This window comes from [Flexibacter] sp. ATCC 35208 (assembly GCF_001975825.1).
Taxonomy (GTDB): Bacteria; Bacteroidota; Bacteroidia; order Chitinophagales; family Chitinophagaceae; genus Chitinophaga.
In genome coordinates this window covers 22,077-41,248 of the sequence record NZ_MTKN01000071.1, presented here as the reverse complement: position 1 = coordinate 41,248, position 19,172 = coordinate 22,077, and the positions used below count along the sequence as shown (strand labels likewise).

Annotated in this window: 15 protein-coding genes and 2 pseudogenes; 1 reads left to right on the top strand and 16 read right to left on the bottom strand. The window is 36.5% G+C overall.

What is annotated here, in order from left to right; all coding sequences use genetic code 11:
• Positions 1 to 294: 294 nt before the first annotated feature.
• The 7 genes from BW716_RS29885 to BW716_RS29850 form a co-directional block, all read right to left on the bottom strand.
• Positions 295 to 846 carry a hypothetical protein gene (locus BW716_RS29885; RefSeq protein WP_143709120.1) on the bottom strand — a complete coding sequence of 184 codons (552 nt, stop codon included), beginning with the start codon at positions 844 to 846 and terminating at the stop codon, positions 295 to 297.
• Positions 836 to 2,029, bottom strand: a complete 1,194-nt coding sequence (locus BW716_RS29880; RefSeq protein WP_179091330.1) for an RHS repeat domain-containing protein — start codon at positions 2,027 to 2,029, stop codon at positions 836 to 838. Before BW716_RS29880 ends, BW716_RS29885 begins: the two co-directional genes overlap by 11 nt.
• 346 nt (positions 2,030 to 2,375) lie before the next feature.
• Positions 2,376 to 5,096, bottom strand: a complete 2,721-nt coding sequence (locus BW716_RS29875; protein WP_143709118.1) for a hypothetical protein — start codon at positions 5,094 to 5,096, stop codon at positions 2,376 to 2,378.
• An 854-nt stretch (positions 5,097 to 5,950) separates the two neighbouring features.
• On the bottom strand, positions 5,951 to 7,021 hold the full coding sequence (locus BW716_RS29865; protein ID WP_083729736.1) for a hypothetical protein: 1,071 nt from the start codon (positions 7,019 to 7,021) through the stop codon (positions 5,951 to 5,953).
• 19 nt (positions 7,022 to 7,040) lie between these two features.
• A complete protein-coding gene (locus tag BW716_RS29860) occupies positions 7,041 to 7,940 on the bottom strand; it encodes a hypothetical protein (protein WP_083729735.1) in 900 nt (299 codons plus the stop codon).
• 128 nt (positions 7,941 to 8,068) lie between these two features.
• On the bottom strand, positions 8,069 to 8,761 hold the full coding sequence (locus BW716_RS29855) for a hypothetical protein (RefSeq protein ID WP_083729734.1): 693 nt from the start codon (positions 8,759 to 8,761) through the stop codon (positions 8,069 to 8,071).
• Between the two features lie 64 nt (positions 8,762 to 8,825).
• Positions 8,826 to 10,991, bottom strand: coding sequence for an RHS repeat domain-containing protein (locus BW716_RS29850; RefSeq protein ID WP_083729733.1), 2,166 nt, complete (start codon positions 10,989 to 10,991; stop codon positions 8,826 to 8,828).
• A gap of 119 nt (positions 10,992 to 11,110) precedes the next feature.
• Here BW716_RS29850 and BW716_RS39235 point away from each other — a divergent pair.
• Positions 11,111 to 11,311, top strand: a pseudogene (locus tag BW716_RS39235) (transposase); the annotation flags it as partial.
• Between the two features lie 889 nt (positions 11,312 to 12,200).
• On the opposite strand, the gene BW716_RS29835 reads toward BW716_RS39235, so the two are convergent.
• The 9 genes and pseudogenes from BW716_RS29835 to BW716_RS29790 all read right to left on the bottom strand — a co-directional run bounded on the left by BW716_RS29835 (position 12,201) and on the right by BW716_RS29790 (position 19,165).
• Entirely contained in the window at positions 12,201 to 12,665 is a 465-nt protein-coding gene (locus tag BW716_RS29835; protein ID WP_083729731.1) for a hypothetical protein, read from the bottom strand.
• 7 nt (positions 12,666 to 12,672) lie between these two features.
• Positions 12,673 to 13,101 (bottom strand): hypothetical protein, encoded by a 429-nt coding sequence (locus BW716_RS29830; RefSeq protein ID WP_143709117.1) that lies wholly within the window; start codon positions 13,099 to 13,101, stop codon positions 12,673 to 12,675.
• A gap of 262 nt (positions 13,102 to 13,363) precedes the next feature.
• Entirely contained in the window at positions 13,364 to 13,690 is a 327-nt protein-coding gene (locus BW716_RS29825; protein ID WP_083729729.1) for a hypothetical protein, read from the bottom strand.
• Positions 13,691 to 13,829: 139 nt separating this feature from the next.
• A complete protein-coding gene (locus BW716_RS29820; protein ID WP_083729728.1) occupies positions 13,830 to 14,060 on the bottom strand; it encodes a hypothetical protein in 231 nt (76 codons plus the stop codon).
• Between the two features lie 83 nt (positions 14,061 to 14,143).
• Positions 14,144 to 14,359 (bottom strand): transposase, encoded by a 216-nt coding sequence (locus BW716_RS39230; RefSeq protein WP_220388864.1) that lies wholly within the window; start codon positions 14,357 to 14,359, stop codon positions 14,144 to 14,146.
• Positions 14,360 to 15,376: 1,017 nt separating this feature from the next.
• Complete coding sequence (locus BW716_RS29805) at positions 15,377 to 15,841, bottom strand: hypothetical protein (RefSeq protein ID WP_143709116.1); 465 nt, start codon at positions 15,839 to 15,841, stop codon at positions 15,377 to 15,379.
• Between the two features lie 39 nt (positions 15,842 to 15,880).
• Complete coding sequence (locus tag BW716_RS29800; protein WP_143709115.1) at positions 15,881 to 16,432, bottom strand: hypothetical protein; 552 nt, start codon at positions 16,430 to 16,432, stop codon at positions 15,881 to 15,883.
• Positions 16,433 to 17,840: 1,408 nt separating this feature from the next.
• Positions 17,841 to 17,996 (bottom strand): annotated as a pseudogene (locus BW716_RS38255) (IS701 family transposase); the annotation flags it as partial.
• 524 nt (positions 17,997 to 18,520) lie between these two features.
• Positions 18,521 to 19,165 carry a hypothetical protein gene (locus BW716_RS29790; RefSeq protein WP_083729723.1) on the bottom strand — a complete coding sequence of 215 codons (645 nt, stop codon included), beginning with the start codon at positions 19,163 to 19,165 and terminating at the stop codon, positions 18,521 to 18,523.
• Between the last annotated feature and the right edge of the window lie 7 nt (positions 19,166 to 19,172).

Sequence of the window (19,172 nt, the reverse complement as noted above, 5' to 3'; positions counted from 1 at the left end):
AAAAGTTTAAACAACTTCAATAAATAAAATGGAAATTAGTATTATAGTAACCCCTAAAATTTTAAACATACTATTTATTATTATTACTATTATCTATAATTGAAGTAGTGAATGCTTCGGAAAGCTTTACTTCACCCCCCAATAGGTAGGCTATTTTTCAATAAAAGATGTTACCCTTTTTATCAGTAACAACACCCTGTTCATTCATATTTCCTTCCTGATATACAATAGTAAAGTGACCTATGATACTCACTAGTATCATAGGTCACCGTCCTCTCCCGCTGACCTCTGCTATTAATATAGTATAAATCCAGTATTCCGAAATACATTCGTGGTCACAGGATCAACTCTTACAATATGTATATTTACCATTTTCTTTATAATAGCAACTGGTTGACTGTTAATCGTGAGAGTTACGCGTGAGGCCGGCAAAAAATCTTTCCCTTTCACATAATATACTACCGCTGGCATTGTAAGATATACTCCCAGAGAATCAATTCCCAAAGTATCACAATATGCAAAGTTCATCTCCATGTCACAAAATCGTCCTAATTCTACCGCCTCCAAATTAGCTCCTGGGTTCAAAATGCGCTGCTTTAAAATTATACTATCTTTTAGCTTTCCAGAAAAAAATAGACTCCCAATCAAATTACTATCATTCATTTGAAAGTATTTACGTGATTCGAAATCCATTGTGTCAATATTAAGTTTGGTCATATTATAAAACAAGATTAGACCGGTTTCACTTTTGACAACCTTATTAGCCGGAACAAAGAAAGAAATCCCACATGATGATTGCAGCAATATGAAAAACAAACCGAGATATGAGATTTTATTACCCTTCATTTTTTTTATTTTTTTCAGCATATTGTTTTAAATGATATTCTTTCTTATCTGCCTTATACTGTTCTTTTCTTTTATCACTAACATCTGAATCCGGCACCAGTCTTAAACCTCCTGGAACTTTCCGGTACTCAATTTTCCCCGACAGTATAAAGTTATCTCCATTTGTTTCTGCCATTTCGAGCAATTGAGAACCCCAATTATCATACTGGGCTTGGTTTAACTCTTTTCCTCTGCCTCCCATCAAGTTATTCTCAAATCCATCATGAGGTAAAAATCCTGTAAACCTTTCATTACCTGTTTCTGAATACATGTAATAGAAAGAAGAATATCTATCCGTAAGTCCTAATAGATGACCTGTTTCATGTGTCATATCTGCATATTGTCCTCGCGAGTTCATATAAACAGTATTACCTAAGGTTATTGATCTTCCATCTTTGTCTATGTTAGTGTTTTTATTGTCCACCAACGCATAATTATCTCCTTTTCCAAACTGTTGGATACCTGAATAAACATATTTCACATCAAATTCTATACGCCAAACCTTACCATTTCCGTCGCTATACTTTCCCGATTTAAAAGATTCTTTGCCTCTTTCATTATAATAATACGGTAAGTTGGCATTCCTATTTAAGTTACGCCCATCGATGTGAACGACTGTTTGAATTTTAATAACCCCGCTACCATCTTTGTTGCGAATAATACTTACTCTAGCATCCTCACCTTGATTATCTATATAAATTAACGGAGAATTTAACGCAAAAAGGTATGGTGAATTATCAGGATACTGCTTAACTAGTGGATCAATCGACAAAAATCGTCCTATTCTGGAGTCGTACATTCTTTCACCAAAATCTACTTGATTCCCTTCACCCTTGACTTCATTATCATTCTCCTGCCCATTAAACCCATACCTATACACACCTCCCGATTGCCTCCCCGGCATTAACATACCAAACGGATAATATTCCTGGCTGGAACTCATAGTTGGCTCATAATGATCTACCAAAGTCCCATCCGTTGAAATACCTACCCTACGATCTGACACCGTAGATAACACATTACCCAAATGATTACTTAACTCAAAGAACTTCTCTCCACGGCTAAAATTAATATTTATTCCTGATCCTAATCCTGTTATATTTACTCCGGGTAGCACATTCCCATCTTCTACATTGACTTTCATTGCGTTAATTCCCAATCGGCTGCTTCCGTATAAATTTGCCGCTGTCTGACTCAGGGACCCATTGTTAACCGTACTATCACCTTTCGTATAGATACTCATCACATTACCCGTAGCATCTCTTACATACCACGTCTCTACCCCATTCACCCGCTTACTGATCCTGTTCCCTCCTACATCATACGTATAATTGATCTCACTTCCATTCGATTTCTTTATCCTGCTTATCTTCCCATACAATGTCCATGCTATACTATCAATTCCAGCTCCCTGATCCGATATCAGATCGCCGATTGCGTCATATTGATAATGAATGCACTTTGAAAATTCTTCATTACTATATCTGTTATTAATACAAAATTAAATCACACTTACCAATAGAATATGCCAAATACACCAATGCTATCCAACCACCTACAAGAATTGTAATAAAGACAATTCTTCTAAAGCAGTTCCGTGAAAAAATCATCAGTATTATTAAATGAAAAGAACCATAAAGTAGGTAAAACCAATTCGGGAAGGATTGTAATAGAATTAAGTCAAATATTATAGCAACCAAAAAACCAATACCACCTGTCAAAATAATATATCCACCTCGAACCTTAAATCCTAACAGTATATAAACTGCACCAACTGCATACAATATATGCAAACATAATTGCAACAAAGATGTTTGAAATGTATGCACATAGATTCTGTAAGTATGAGGATCATTCGACTGGATGATGCTCAAAACATAAAAGGCAATAACTAATACCGAGTATGTCAGCAAGAGCAGACACGGCAATCTTTTAACTCTATGTAATAATAAATTCTTCATATTAATAATTATATTTCTTATTTGAATACCATCATGACTGGTTTCTACATTAGTAACCCTGTTTATCGCATCATAGGTGTACCTGTGATAAAAAGCATCCTTCTGCCCCGGTTGATAGTCTAACTGATTTGTTTTACCACTGATCAGGTCATAATGATATACTAATTTTTTAAACCGGTTATTTTGCTGCTGCAAAATACCTTGCTTATAGTCATGTAAAACTGTATCAACACTTCCTCCTATATCATAACTATAGAAGGATGCAGATGCAAACCCCATGGTATCTAATGCTACTACATCATTAAATAATGCTGTCCAGGAAATTCTATTCCGCAGGTTTCTTGGCGTAAGCTGTAATTGGGACAAAGAACTATAAGCATTATCATAATTAGTTCTTGCGATCTCTTTCCTGGATGTAGATGCCGCCGCCAACCAATTGGATAACAAAGTAGTATCCCTGCTGATGAAATCATTCATTACTGCAGCACTCGTCAGCTCTCCGACTTCATTTATTCTTCCAATCTCATCATAATTAATATATCTGTATCTATTTTCTTTCAATTGATTGCCATCCTGAGATAATATTATTCGTCCCAGCCTATCATACCAGAAATGAGTGATACCTCCATCAGGTGATATCTGAGCGACCTTAATATTTAATGTATTATAGCGGAACTGCGTAGCCATTGTATGTGGAGGAACAAGTGTTGTACCTGCAGCTCTGGCAGCCCTTACCCTATTCACCCAGTCAGTTGAACGATCGATGACTACACCTGCAGGAGGGATGATCTTAACAAGGTTCCCTGCCTGGTCATAATAACTCAGTGTATAATGATACTCACTCGTACTATAAGTCACGGTAAACACCTCCTGCTGACCACCCGCAATTGCCATCGCCAGGTAATCGACATCAAAGCTGCCATTCAGGGAATCCTTGTAGGAATTATAGATCTCGGTTCCCTTACTGACCGCAAAGAACTCATTATCCGTACAATTTGTGACACTATTCACAGCCACTGTTCCAAATACCGGTGTCGAATTGCCACATAACAATAGCCCCTTATGTAAGGTATAACAACCCTGCAGCCTGCCGTTACAACCTGTCTTTTTATGGATCGGATGTACGACAATGGCTGTTACACTATAATCAACCATATAACTGCTTTCCCACTTGTAATTGATCGCAAATTTATCGGTAGTTGAATAATCTGTACTCAGCGTATTCAGGGTTACTTTCACCGTGCTATCTGAACAACCTCTCAGACCTGATGGCTGGGTGAACATCAGGAAAGCACCATTATTATAACCGCCACTGCCTACATAACTACTGTCTCCCTGCTGTAAAACACAGTACATAATCATACTACTGCCCATCCTCGTCCAGTTGGATAACCCGATGGTTTTATCAGCATTGAACTTCCTAAACACCACCTGCGTCTTACCGCCATAAGTAAAGTTCTCTGCAGCTATCAATCCGCCATCCAGTGTCACAAACGTCGGCATAATCTGCGTTGATACTGAATCTAAGGGGACAGACATACATTTGTTGTACAGCACCCCTCCGCTATTTGATATGCCTAAGAAGCTATTGTTCGTTTTTCCGGCGGAAGTAGTATTGGCGATGTTTAATGCATAACCATCAGAGGTTTTATTGATATAATCTGAATAGTTACCTATTGGGGTGTAGCCATCCAGCGTGTGATAGCACCTGTTCAATTTTTTTACCGTACCATTATACCGGTTGAACATGGCCAATATCGGACGGTAATAAGATGAATAAATCGCACACCCAAAAGCCACCAATGTGTCTCCATTCTGGACATGCGAATAACCTTCGTCTCCACTATTATAACCAAACTGCCTGATCCATTGAGCGGTACCATCAGCTGAAACAACACCGATCATGCCATCAGTAAGACTACCATAAAAATTAGTTTTACCTATAAAGGCATAAGAACTATCCGTTTGCTGGATCACATCCTGTCCTATTTCTCCATTTGCTGTGTTAAATCCTAAACGCTTACTCCATACAACCTTTCCCGTGTCATTGGTCTTCACCAGCCAGAGATCTCTTTCTGCAGTTCCCGTATTGGTAACCGTACCTACAGCAATATAACCTCCATCGAAGGTGGGTTTCATCCGGTTAAAGTACTCGTTGCCATTGGCCTTATATTTCTTTGCCCATACTACATTTGCAAATGAGTCTTTATCAAAGCATACTTTGCGGATCAATAGAGGGTTAAATCGCACTTACCAATATAATACGCTCCCAATATTAATATTATCCAACCACCTATCAGGATTGTCATAGGGGCAATTTTTCTAAACCAACCCCGTGAAAAAATCATCAGTATTATAATATGAAAAGAGGCATATAGAAGGTAAAACCAATTCGGGAATGATTGCAACAATAATAAATCCAATAATGTAGCTACTAAAAAGCCAATGCCACCTGTCAGAATAATAATTTCACCCCGATGTTTAAATCTCAATAGTATGTTCATTGCGCCGATCGCATACAAGGCATGCAAACATAATTGCAGCAATGATTTTTGTAATGTATGAACATAGATGCTGTAAACATGGGAAAAATGCGTCCTGACTATGCTACAAATATAAAAGGCAATAACCGATAAAGAATATGTCAGCAAGAGCAGACTGGACATTTTTTTCAATCTATGTAATAATTGATTCCTCATAATAATTGAGTTTCTTTTACTGAATCGAATAATTAATCAATGAGTTGGATTTTTCCATAAATGTATCAACATCTGATTCCTGCTTTAGTGCAAGGCAGATTTGGTTCCTGGCTAAATCCCAACCCAATAACCGCATACCTGCATTGATTTTCAATTGCACTTTTGAAACTGAATTCAATGTCTATTTGCTGGCATCAGAGGCAATACATAGCAACTAATCTCGACTTCAGTATCCAAGTCAAAGCTACTTAAACGGTATAGCCAACTGCATAAAATCAGTTGGCTATACCCTTAAATGTGAATAGGATATTTTATTTCATCACTTCTTTAATTGCTAAAAAAAGAAAATGGCGATCCATAGTAAAACAACTGGTAGAAGCAGGGAAATTAAAAAATAACTATAACTTATTCCATAATTTGGAACTTTCCAGAGCCTGCATAAAACCAGGCTTTTACCTTATCATTGGCATTTAAAAAATAAAATGGCTTAATATACTTCTCTTTTTCAAAACTGACAACCTCCCAACTCTTGCCATTATCCCGTGTCTTTAATATTTTATTTGATACATCTGCATCACCTCGCTTCCCTGCAATAATCCACTCTTCCTCCTTGTTATTATAATACCCCTGGGGAAAGTACGTATTCTCTTTTAAATAGGAATATTCATATTTAACTTGATTATCCTTATCCAAAGAGTAAACAGCAAGATGCCCATCTTTGAGACCTGATAATTTTATTTCATTATTGTAATTCGTTAGAAAATAACAATCAAACTCATTTGGCAGTTTAATGACCTTCTTCGTACTATCACCTAAACTATATTCAACAAGTAAGTTCTTCCGGTAATCCTTATATTGATTTGAAGACAGGTAGAATAATTTACGCCCACGCATAACAGCATCAAATATGAGCAAATTAGATTCGCTAATGCTCCATGACCGCCCAAAGTTTCTTGACACCTGTATATATGTCTTGATCAAACTACTATCTGATGTGACTGCTAAATAACCGCTATCTATGGAAAACAGTCGCCCAATTTTTTGAGGAAATGATTTTTCCTCTTTCCAATTCGCCCCTAAATCATCGGAAGAATAAGTAAAGGAATGCTTACTTTCTTTACTAGACTTTATGGCAAAAATTTTACTCCCAGCCTGTATAATATCCGTAAAACTACCTTCTCCAAAATCCTTCTTTCCCCATATCCTACCCGCATCGGTCGTTTTATATAACAACGCTGTTTTGGCTACAAATGCAAACTGATTGCTATCTTTTTCCGGAAAATCAGGATTATGTGTTACAATATCTGAACTACCCGCAATAAAGCCGACATCCTTATTGTAGAACATTAGTGCGTTAAGCCCTAAATTTTCTGTCTCTAATCCTTTGGACTCAATCATATCAAACTTATTAATACTCCTGCCGCAAGACAACATATTAAAAAGTATCGCTGCTATTATTATTAAACTTGCCTTCATTTTATTGTGTGTTGCACTTTTAAAACCGGAATGTTGGAAAAAACATATCTCTTACTACACCCATAATTTTATGTTCAGGGTCTGCCCAGCCTTGCGGATTCGTTTTGGCTGCATCATCAAAGAACTTTTGATTTTGAAGATAATACCCATGAACCAGGCTTGTAATCTTCTCCATGTTTACCGTTGCTTCTTTTGCCTGCTGAACTGCAAAAACTGGATGAACTAAATAATATACAAACTGGTCGGCCCCTATCTGCTCTGCCTGTTTTAAACCTCTATCACTAAATAAGTCTTCTGGTTTGGGAGTCAGCAATATGTTGACCTTATCCATAACAGGTAGGGAAAGCACACCTGCATCCTCATATGCTTTCACATGTGTATCAAATGCGAAGTCTGTAAACTTGCTATTATCATTCTCAAGTACTTTGTCTTCTGCTTTGTTAGAAATTACCAGTTTATTTTCAATTGCCTGCTGCAAGTTGACTAAAGCCTTATCAAGCCATTCTATCCCTTGTGGAGATAGCTTTTGATTAGTTTCCTTCTTGAATTTATTAATGTAAACATTACCGTATCCTAAGTAGTAAGTTGGTACTGACTTGCCTGGATTTCTTTTCATGAAATCCTGTGCTCGTTGAACATAATAATCCATTGACACTACCTTGACTGGAGCAGGTGCAGGTCTGGCAGAATCGCCCTTGATATCGGTATTCCAAATTGGATTTTCCTCAAATACCGAATAAGGGCTAAAACTTACATTAGGTTTTGGATCTATATTCCATCGCCTTCCAATCCTCGGATCATACTCCCAGAACTCCGCAGTCGTATGATTGCCAGCACCGGCGATTTCGTCAACTTTTTCCTGCCCATTAAAACCATAACGATAACTACCGAGTGAATAATGCCTATCAGGTTCCAACATTCCAAATGGAATAATCCTGTGTACTCAAGACCTCTACAGGGCAGTAAAAATCAGTTATAGTCGAAGTTTGATAATAAATTTATTTTTATATTCTACAGTAAAAACAAACATTCGCTCTTATTAACCTTTTAAATGGAGTAATTATGAATAATCAAAATTGATCTACTCTCTATAACCCTCTGTAAAAAATCTGCAAATACATCCCGCTCTTTTTTCAAGAGCACATTCTCTGTTTTCTTTTTTAACAAACCAAGTAATACCCTTGCATGTTTAACATCAATAATATGAGGGGGGATAGTAAATTCATCCGTGTGTTCTCCCATTAGAGGCAAGTGATTGGCACTTTCGAACTGCTTATCATATTGGTAGTGATTAAAAAGAAGTTCAAGATAATCCGAAAAAAAATAAGAATAAAACTCCGTTGAAAAACTTATCTGTGGGGAAGTAAACCATTCACTTTTGCCAAAGTCAGAACAACGATAATACATATGAGCATTATCAAAAACAGAATAATCCGTCGCAGTCCGACCAGAATCAATGTCTTTCTGAATATTGGACAATTCTACTTTCATTCTCCTTATTGACTCTTCAATATATTCCATATAAGAAAATGATTGTCGATAAGAATTGTAATAAGTAGCAAAAGACGAGGAAGAATCTATCACATACCCATCTAAATCCTCTTGCATTCCCCTTACTAAAATAATTATAGAATCTCGCTGCAGACTTTGCATCTTATCAAATTCTTCAAAACACTGTTTATTCAAAATAGAAAAAGAAAGTCTTAAATCTACCAATTCCTTATCTGTATTATTATTCATAGTCCTATTATTACAGGAAAAAATAAACAAAAGTAAGAAAATAGCCAAATTGCTGCTTAACCAATTAATTAGTCTTCTTCTCATTTGTTGTACTCGTTTTTATTTCAGTCATTAAATTTATTGTTGTTTGATGTGCCTCCTTAAATAATCCTTGTTTCAAAAGTAGCGCTCCTCCCTGTTTTACCAATTTTTCATATTGCTTGGTAAAATAAGCTGGATCTCCCTGAACTGCTTTTAAATAAGCATCCTTGTCCACTTCCAAGATACTAAATTGCGGATGTCCATCCTTTGAAGGATTGGCAGAAGCGTTATTGTATGCCTGTTGAAAACCACGATCAATTTGGCTCCTCAATGTACCAACATCACTATTCGCACTAAGAGTTTTAACCTCATACTGTATACTTAATTTATCACCTGGATTAATATTAATACTGGAAGAACTAGGCGAGCCATCTGGATTGTTATTGTTGATAATAAGACTCATTGGATTCATACCTTTTCGAAAATACGAAGTGATAGTGAAATCCTGAGTTCCTGACTGAAAAGCATAGTGAAATTGAATACGCGCATATGATACATCATAATTAGAAGCAAAATAGCTATACTCATAATGTCCAGCTATACCTTCGCCAGTCACTCCCAATGCACCAACAAAGCTACTAGGATAAAGCCCATGAGCAAGTCTCCAATATGCGCCTGGACCAAAATTCGATCCTGAGCTATTTACTGCTTTTGCAATCATTCCACCAGTACCTGGACTAAAAAACCCACTACCGTAATGTCTAATTGCAAGAATAGTATTCTCGAGGTTGGCTTGACTTGGCTTTGGATCCCCAGGGCCTTCCCCATTTACATCAATGAGCCTTATTGGATTATCCCCCGCAAACAAATAAGGAGAATAATAAGGATATGAAGAACTACGAGGATCAATACTTAAGAATATCCCGACCCTTGGGTCATAAATCCTTGCTTCAAACGTTATCTGATTTCCTTCTCCCTTCACCTCATTATCATTCTCCTTCCCATTAAACCCATAACGGTAAGAACCACCGGTAACTACAGAACTCCTCCCCGGCATTAACATACCAAACGGATAATATTCCTGGCTGGAACTCATAGTTGGCTCATAATGATCTACCAAAATCCCATCCGTTGAGATACCTACCCTACGGTCTGACACCGTAGCTAACACATTACCCAAATGGTTACTTAACTCAAAGAACTTCTCTCCACGCGTAAAATTAATATTTATTCCTGATCCTAATCCTGTTATATTTACTCCCGGTAACACACTCCCATCTTCTACATTGACTTTCACTGCGTTAACACCCAATCGCCTGCTTCCGTACAAATTTGCCGCTGTCTGACTCAGGGACCCATTGTTAACCGTACTGTCGCCTTTCGTATAGATACTCATCACATTACCTGCAGCATCACGTACATACCACGTCTCTATCCCATTCACCCGCTTACTGATCCTGTTCCCTCCTACATCATAATTATAGGTAATCTCACTTCCATCTGATTTCTTAATCCTCCTTATCTTTCCATAAACTGTCCATTCTATACTATCAATTCCAGCTCCCTGATCCGATATCAGATTGCCAATTGCATCATATTTATAATTCCCTGCTGTCTGACCATCTATATCATTTGCATAATTAGATGCTCCCACAGAGTCGTACACAAAGTCCAGCTGATTTGTCCCTGTCTTGTATGTATATCTTAAGGAATCCATCCCTAACGGCGTGCCCGCAAAACTATGATTACCATTCCGCCGGTAGCTAAGAATATTACCATTCGCATCATAACTCACACGTTCCTTAAAGTCTTCAAATACCTCCGGTTCCCATATATTCGTACTAGTATTCAATCCTCTCGATACCTGCATCCCCGTGAGCCGGTTCAGTACATCATAGCTATAATTGGATTGTAACGGTGTACCTACTGACGGAAGATTTTGGCTAATGGCGGAGATATTGCCATTAAATAAAGGCTTCAGGTTAGTACCGGATGCAAAGGGATTGACTGTGCCTATGGGCGAATAGTCCCTTCCACCATAATAATGTAATGCAAATCCAAATACATCCTTTGCTACCTGCGTTCCACTACCGCCATCGCCTCCCGGATCATAACCAGGGGTCACCGCAGTACTATTTACCCCTTTTAACCAGCCCTGAACTGTATATGCATAATCTACTCCCTGTACCTGTTCCTGACCTAAAACCATCCTACCTAAAGGACCATGCTTATAATACTGGTAATATGCATCATTATCCCAATTAATACTATCATGACTCGTCTCTACATTCGTTAAACGGTTCTGCGCATCATAGCTGTAACGGTGATTTATGGATTTGCAGAACGGGTACTCAATGGCGCAACCTAAGTAGTGAATTTCTTTACTGGCAGATAGTTTACTATTATTTTAATAAGTGGAAGAAGAATGGATTATTTAAAGAAGTTATGAGAAAGTTTGTTCGAAAGCAACGAGTGAGACAAGGTCTAAAATTTCCTTTGCGGCTCGGGAATATGCCTTTTACATATTGAATTGAAAAGGGCATTTTATTGTGCGCAAGGGTTTTAAAGACATGACCTCGCTGACGCATATATTTTTCCAAGCCGATTGCCTTCGGCTGGTTCTGTTGGGTGGTGGCCATATCTTATATTTATACGTCTGTTTTACACTCAACTAAGTTCTTATTTTTTTAACGGTTTTTCATAATTCTAACTTGTCAATGCAGAATTAAAAACAGCCGGATGTTGTTCATCCTGCTGTTTAACTCAATTTATTAATAGCTCAACGTCTATTTCAACTACAAATTATCACTGAGATTAACGGCACTATTGTTTTCTTTTAATAAATAAAACAACTGCACATCCCGCAACACTTAAAATCCCCATAATCAATGTTGAATAATAGCTATCTTTATGCGAAATAATTATAGCATCAAAATGTAAATGCATTAATAGCCATAATGAGATGGTGGAAAATATTCCAAATATTCCTAAGAATAAAAATACAAGCCGATGTGATTTACCAAACAACATTATAATTGTTAAGATTAGTAAAGGATAAAGGCTCAGTATTGCCACGTAAAATTCCGGAGAATACTTCTCTCGGGTAAGATAGTAATAGAACGATGTTCTATTACTATCTGTATCTAACTTTATATGATCATACTTTATATTAAAAACAACAATTAACAGTACAACAAAAAACGAAATTATAAAAGATAGATTCTTTCTCATTTAATAATTTTTCTCAGTGTTGATCAGGGATTTTTAAAATAAAACTGCGTATAGCAAATCAACAGCTTAGCCCAATGGGCTAAGCTTTAACGTTGAAGAGGCCATAATACTATGCTTATCATTGCTGCTCTTTAAAACATGATATTCGATCTTATCGATACTTACAGATTTCCCCCAATGAAAAGCTTCATTTGACCCACAGTGCCCCATCCTTCAAATCTATCGAATGAGGAACATTATTTCCAAAACGATCTTTAACATACCCTTCTGCTTCTGAATTGCCAAGTTCATATGCCCTCAGTAAATAATACGTTCCCAGAACATATGTCGAAGAATCATAAGTTTTTAGATGTTCTGGGCATCCCACCTCATTATTAATTTCGTAACAATCAAGGCATGCACTTGCATTCTTGTATTTATTGCACATAACTTGAGCGTAGTAAAGCAAAGCCCAACGGTCCATGCGTTTAAAAGAAAGCTCAAGCGCAAGCTTTCCATAAGATATGGAATCACCATCTGCCAAAACATTATGTTGCCAACCATAAATGCTATCAACAATTATCCCCTCTCCACTTTGAGTACTATTATCTTTAGAACTACTACCAGCGCTGCAAGCAATAATTAACAAAAGAAGCCACCATTTATTTTTCATACAAAATTCATTTTTGAATATCTAATTTTATGTCATTTGGGCACTTGGGTTTTCTTCTGTTCATCCGCCTTCCGGTGATCAACTTCCTCCTGGCGTAGATGAGACTGAGGAAAAGCAAATGGAACTCTATTAATAACCCTTCCATTTTTAATACGATGAAATCATTCATTACTGCAACACTCATCAGCTCTCCGACTTCATTGATCATACCCAGTGCATCACAGGTCCTATAAATGTACTTATTATCAGGGCGCTGCTTTGCATGCTGCGATAATGAAAGATGGCCCAAACGGTCGTACCAGAAATGGCTCTCACCTCCATCCGGTGATACCTGCGATACTACCTGGTTAAGCGTATTATGACGGTACTGCGTAGCCATCATGTAAGTTGGCACCAATGTTATCCCCTCTGCCCTGGCAGCCCTTACATTGTTCACCTGGTCAGTTGAAGGATCTATAACTACACCTGCTAGTGGAATCTCCTCTACAAGATTGCCCGCCTGATCGTAGTAGTAAAGTGTGTAATGATACTTACTCGTATTATAATAAGAATAAAACGTAGTAAATGGGAAGAAGGTGTCTCAAAAGTAAATGAGGCCCCTTTTACTTTTGAGACACCTCTGATCTTATTCATTACATCCAAAATAAATTAAGCCCCCCTTACTAAAAATGCCCTAATTTTCATTAGCATATCTATAATTAATGGGGATGATTTGGACCGCTACCCATAATATAGTTAATCAAATTAGTAATAGAACCAATCATTATAGCTGTACCTATTAATAAAGCTATTATTCCTGCTCCTCTTGCCCAAAATCTATAATTTTCATTTTCAGCCACATGCCTAATTTCTGAATTAATAAACCACCTTGCCAACAAACTCTTTCTATAAAACCAGACTTTCTCAGGCTGTAATTTAAAAATGTGGATCATTATACAGATCCATCCAAATAATAAACAAAGTATTCCCAATAAGAAAAATATAATATCATCAGCTTTTAAGGGCAATTCTGACCATTGTTTCATAAACTTACCAAGTTAAATATGTGTTAAATTTAAACTTATTATAACTCTCGCCAACACCTGCACCAGGCTTAACAACGCCAACTCCCCACTCAATTGGTTCGTAGGATCTGAGGGCTAGGAATATTGCCCCCCAATACCCTCAACTCTCAGACTGTTCCTGTCCTGTTAGGAAATTATCCAATTGATCTTTTGTTTCATCACGATGATTTAACCAGTTAATCGTAAAACTAAAAGATCCTCCGGTAGGACCATCCACGGCTCGTCCTCCCCCAACAAAAAATATTCCGTTTCTACCTAGCGTTCCACTTATTCCTAAAGTAAAACTGAAAAGCAATGGATAAATACCAAGCGCTTGTTTGATCAATCCCATATTCCATGCTTAGTTAGCAACTGGACATTCCTTTTTTACACTTAACCGGAAACAAATCTGAAAAGCTATCAGCAAATTGAATTTCAATTTGTGGAACAAGCTGCCTGCTGTTGGGATTCATTATAATTACATTCCTGGCATCGCCCGTCAAACATTCTTTTACCTTTCCACCACAGTTGACCGCCACACTTTTTACACCTGTAACCTTGCTGCCACTTAAAGTCTGAGAGGTATTGAAGAGAGGCTTCTTCGCTTGGAAAGTGGTTATGAAAACTATCTACTTTCACCCCTTTAAACATGCACTTTTTAGAGCTATTGAAACACTACGCATCATATTTACGTAATATTTAAGTAACGACCTCTAAAATGGGTAATTCTATAAATAAATTTCATGTAACTCAATTATTTGAAAAATAATATCCCCAAAAGAGCATATAGCAAAAACAAGCAAATTACCATTCCAAGGTTTAATCTATTATAGAACTTGTATTTAGCCCTATCATGTTTTGATAACTTATTCATTGGCACAAAAAGAGGGAAGCCATACTTCTTCAATAATTTGTGCTTTTTAACAAAAAAAAATCCATTAATAAAAACAAGAATCGCAGCTGTAAAAAATGTAAACAAGTTAAATATTGTAAAATATGTCATATTGCTGTGTTCAATCAATATTATTTAAACTCTTTGAGCCATGTCAGCAGATCGGTATTATTATCCCAACTCGGGGCCTCTTTATTAATAACATCTACATATACCTTTTCAAGAGTCGCTCTTTTTTGCTTAGAACCTACTCTTGCATATATTTCAGTGGCCAGAACAGATTGGTGCCCAAGAAAGTCTTGGATGAANNTTCATCCAAGACTTTCTTGGCCACCAATCGTTAACCTCAACAGAAATATATTCCTTCTTAATAGGATATAAGCAAAAGCGAGATGAACAAAAGCCTGATAACTCTCAATGCATCTGTCATACCTTGTTATTACCCGTTTGAATGCATTCAGCCAGGAAAAAAAACGTTCTATCTTCCATCTTCGCTTATATCTTCTAAGCTAGTGCCCATCTTGAGTAGAAGGCTTAATTCTATTATTTTTATGAGGAGCAATCAGTTCAACACTTTTCAATGCGAGCCTTTGATCGGGCGGATCACCGTCATAAGCACGATCCCCGATAAGTCTTCCGGGTTGTCCCACCGTGTAGGTTTGATCGATGGTAGCTTCGACAAGGGTGTTATGAAATGAACTCTAATGATAACTTACCAGTTCGAGCATCCGAAAATATGTTTGGGCATCTAAAATATAATTTAGACGCCCGGTTAATTACTTATCGCAACTGATAATAGTCTCAATCAAAGAACCTTTACTATACTTTTCTCTTAAGTAAATATTACCCTGCTCATCATAATATTTCCAATCTCCATTCCGAAGTGGTCTATAAAACTTTCTATACCTTACGCCATTCCCATCTCTTCCTGCTTTTCTATAGAAAACAGTATCCGTATACAATTTAGAGGATTCCAGATATTCGCCTTCCATCTTTTTTTTGAAAGAATTGTCCCATAACAAAAATTTCAACTGCCCTTTTTCACTCATATCAAATACTTTAATCAACCTACTGCTATCTGTGGATCGATCTGTTATAACAGACGAGTCTTGTTTATTAAAGATCTGAATATATTGTCTGTTGATATCTAAAAATAGTGCATACTTTAGGTAAACCCTTTGACTATACCCATTAAATGCACCCAAAAGGATAGTAAAAAAAATCATTAAACTTTTACTCACTGATTTCATTTTAAAGTTTCAACCCTGTAATCTGCACATTTACATTACGACTAGCTGGTGTTGGATAAACCGCCCTGGTTGTACAGTCAACCTGGATCCATTTATTTTATACACATTTAGAAGACTATTCTTTGCAGCCACCAATGTTTCTCCACTCTGGACGAGGGAATAACCTTCGTCTCCACTATTATAACTAAACTGCCTGATCCATTGAGCGGTACCATTAGCTGAAACAACACCGATCATGCCATCAGTAAGACTACCATAAAAATTAGTTTTACCTATAAAGGCATAAGAACTATCCGTTTGCTGGATCACATCCTGTCCTATTTCTCCATTTGCTGTGTTAAATCCTAAACGCTTACTCCATACAACCTTTCCCGTGTCATTGGTCTTCACCAGCCAGAGATCTCTTGCTGCAGTTCCCGTATTGGTAACCGTACCTACAGCAATATGACCTCCATCGAAGGTGGGTTTCATCCGGTTAAAGTACTCGTTGCCATTGGCCTTATATTTCTTTGCCCATACTACATTTGCAAATGAGTCTTTATCAAAGCATATTTTGCGGATCAATAGAGGATTAAATCGCACTTACCAATATAATACGCTCCCGATATTAATACTATCCAACCACCTATCAGGATTGGCATAGGGGCAATTTTTCTAAACCAACCCCGTGAAAAAATCATCAGTATTATAATATGAAAAGAGGCATATAGAAGGTAAAACCAATTCGGGAATGATTGCAACAATAATAAATCCAATAATGTAGCTACTAAAAAGCCGATGCCACCTGTCAGAATAATAATTTCACCCCGATGTTTAAATCTCAATAGTATGTTCATTGCGCCGATCGCATACAAGGCATGCAAACACAATTGCAGCAATGATGTTTGTAATGTATGAACATAGATGCTGTAAACATGGGAAAAATGCGTCCTAACTATGCTACAAATATAAAAGGCAATAACCAATAAAGAATATGTCAGCAAGAGCAGACAGGACATTTTTTTCAATCTATGTAATAATTGATTTCTCATAATAATTGAGTTTCTTGTACTGAATCGAATAATTAATCAATGAGTTGGATTTTTCCATAAATGTATCAAAATCTGATTCCTGCTTTAGTGCAAGGCAGATTTGGTTCCTGGCTAAATCCTAACCCAATAACCGAATACCTGCATTGATTTTCAATTGCACTTTTGAAACTGAATTCAATGCCTATTTGCTGGCATCAGAGGCAATACATAGCAACTAATCTCGACTTCAGTATCCAAGTCAAAGCTACTTAAACGGTATAGCCAACTGCATAAAATCAGTTGGCTATACCCTTAAATGTGAATAGGATATTTCATTTCACGACTTCTTTAATTGCTAAAAAAAGAAAATGGCGATCCATAGTAAAACAACTGGTAGAAGCAGGGAAATTAAAAAATAACTAACAAATAGTTTTCCATCATAATAAGGATACTTTTTCAACAATCGCTCATACCGTTTATTTCTTAATATCAACAAGTAGTTCAAAAGAACACAAGGCACGATAAATAAAAAAAATAAGTGAATAGCGTATTTAAAGTCCCGGATAAAAATGAAAAATGGACTTTATAAAAGTATCTCTTAATTACATGCCGCTGCAAAATTGCCATAAACAAAGCGAAATTGGAGGTCATCGCAATAGACATGAATATCATGCTACCTAATGCCCAATCACGTCTGGTATTGGGTTGTGATTTTGCACGTTCTATACAATCCACCCAAATCCTATAATATAATCCTATCATTTTATATTTCATGTATTAAAGCCACCAAATATTAAACAGTATCTACTTCTACTTTGACAACCTAGGATGAGTCTTTTTCAATCTTTTCTAATCCTCTCTGATCTTGCCTTTTTCTGATTTGGTCCATCACTTCATCAGAAGAAAAACTTTTCTTAGAATAGACTCTTATTATGATATCTCTTATATCATAATGAACTCAGTAATGGATATTCATTATTATACAAGATTTTTTCGCTTAGTATAAAATGTAGTGCCATCATTACCAATACCATATGATGATGCCACGCCCTCCATCCTCTAACCTGATATTCACTCATAGCTGTTTCCTGGAAGGATCTCTCGATAAAATAACGCTGAGATTGCATTCTGACCAGTAGGACAATAATGATAATCTTTCATTATTTACGTCTACTAAATTGTGTTACAATATCTTGAACCGGATATAAAACACCCGCAGCTAGCTATAACGAATTAAACTCTCAAAACTATTAGACGGACCCNNGGGTCCGTCTAATAGTTTTGTTGACTTTCTGGTCAGCCCTTCAGCTATTTGGGCTCCCTAATCTTATTCAAGGCTTTATCTAATAATTTATAATCATCCGGAGGTTTTTCCCTACAACACCCATGTCTATCCATTTTGATTTTCCGTAAACAACCTTTATAAATTCAAAAACTTCTTTCGTCAAATCAGACGCCACTATTTGGGTATCATCTGTAACTTCCTCATTGCCTTTTTTTTCATTTTGGTATCAGCAGAAATCCCTGTTATTTATCCACATTTTCCCCCACAGCTTCGCTGTGGAAAAACTTACCAAACTATTGTTAGTATCACATGGTATTAATGAAATCCTTATTTTTCGAACGACAATATATCACCAAACTTTAATCATCATATTCATTATAAGTATCGTCGATAGTAATACTTTGTAGATGTTATAGGCCATAAATAATGAGCATGACTAAAGTCTTCTTTAAAAGTCATATTAGGTATAAAGTCAGTTATTACAAATGTGAATACGAATGGCTGTCCATGATATTCTTTTTTTGCATGACTAATTATCTCCTCAGAATAAAAAGGATTATTTCGTTTAATGTCCTCATATGTACTATCATAATAGGTAGTTGTAATTCGACTTATATTTCCTCCCCGAATAATTGAATATATACCGATACTCCTTAGGAAATAAATCCGCTTTAAAATTTCATTTTTGAATTTACTGATAGAATAGCTTTGACTAAGTGTATCCAATTTTCTTGTGGTAAGATCATTATAATCCCATAACATATTTCTATACATATGAAACTTATATGTTTTTTTATAAACCACAACCCAGAATAGACTTGGACCATTAGCCCCATAGGGGCAATAAAATGACAAGTCATCGTCATTTATTTCTTTAAGCAGATAATTACAAAGCTCTTCCTTTGGCTTATTCCATTTTCGATATTCTATTTTTCCCCTTTTAAAAAAAATAAATATCAGAAAAACTAAAATTAGCAATACAAAAAAAATAATTACCCGATAACGAATTCTAGATTTCATAATATAT